Annotated in this window: 2 protein-coding genes; both read right to left on the bottom strand. The window is 65.2% G+C overall.

Annotated features, from left to right (window positions below):
- Positions 1-144 (bottom strand): methyl-accepting chemotaxis protein (locus AC097L_RS25075; protein WP_479589423.1); only part of this gene is annotated, 144 nt, incomplete at its 3' end.
- Positions 145-160: 16 nt separating this feature from the next.
- Positions 161-1,075 (bottom strand): 2-hydroxy-3-oxopropionate reductase, encoded by a 915-nt coding sequence (locus AC097L_RS25070; RefSeq protein WP_479589422.1) that lies wholly within the window; start codon positions 1,073-1,075, stop codon positions 161-163.
- Positions 1,076-1,221 lie beyond the last annotated feature (146 nt).

Raw genomic sequence — 1,221 nt, 5'->3', positions numbered from 1 at the left:
GGCGGCCGCGGCGCTGCGCCCGGCCGGGGAGCGCACGTCACTGGCCACCACCGCAAAGCCCCGGCCGTGCTCGCCGGCGCGGGCGGCGGCCACGGCGGCATCGAACATGCTGCGCAGCAGTTGGGTGCGGTCGGTGGAGGTCATGGGCGCTATCTTAAGTTCAGGCGACGGCGTGGCCCGCCATCAGTTCCAGGGCTTTCACCAGGGCCGAGTGGTCCAGGTCGGCCATGCCGTTGGCGGCGCAGACTTGCATCAACTGGGCCGCACCGGTGGTTTGCGGCAGGGACAAGCCCAGCTCGCTTGCGCCCTGCAGCGCCAGACCCAGGTCCTTCTGGTGCAGGCGGATGCGGAAACCGGGGTCAAAGGTGCGCTTGACCATGCGGTCGCCGTGCACTTCCAGAATGCGGCTGGACGCAAAACCGCCCATCAGCGCCTGGCGCACCTTGGCCGGGTCGGCACCGGCTTTGCTGGCAAACAACAGGGCCTCGCCCACGGCGGCAATGTTCAGCGCCACGATGATCTGGTTGGCCACCTTGGTGGTCTGGCCGTCGCCATTGCCGCCCACCAGGGTGATGTTCTTGCCCATCAATTCCAGGAGAGGGCGCACAGTGGCAAAGGCCGCTTCCGAGCCGCCGCACATGATGGTCAGTGACGCGGCCTTGGCACCCACTTCGCCACCGGAAACAGGTGCGTCGATGTAGTCCGCGCCCAGCGCGTTGATCTTCAGCGCGAAGGCCTTGGTGGCCATGGGCGAAATGGAGCTCATGTCCACGACGATCTTGCGGCTGTGGCCGTCTTCCATCACGCTGCTCTTTGGTGAACTAGCCAGGCCCGCGGCAATACCGTTCTCGCCGAACAGCACGGCTTCTACGTCCGGGGTATCGGGCACCATGGTGAAGACGATGTCGGCACGGCTGGCCACGTCTGCTCCGCTGTCGCACGCGGTGGCGCTGGATGCGGTGATGTCGGCGTGCGCCTTGTGCAGGGTGTAATAAAACACTTGGTGCCCGGCATTGACGAGGTGCAAGGCCATAGGTACGCCCATGATGCCCAAACCGATAAATCCTAATTTCATAGCTGCTCCTGCTTATGGCATGGGCGCTAGCGCCCTTTTTGGTGAAATATTGGCCCACCCCCAGGCTCCGCTTCGCTCCTCCAACCCCCTTGCAGGGGGCGATACCAGTGGCCCGGCAAAGCCGGGGCCAGCTATCTCTGGCAGCG

The organism is Rhodoferax sp. RT5P35, from assembly GCF_056521385.1.
Note: the sequence above shows the minus strand (reverse complement) of the source record. Positions and strands in the feature narration are given on the sequence as shown.

Excerpts from the sequence above, each read along its gene's own strand:
- AC097L_RS25070 (WP_479589422.1), bottom strand. The coding sequence starts at position 1,075 with ATGAAATTAGGATTTATCGGTTTGGGCATCATGGGCGTACCTATGGCC.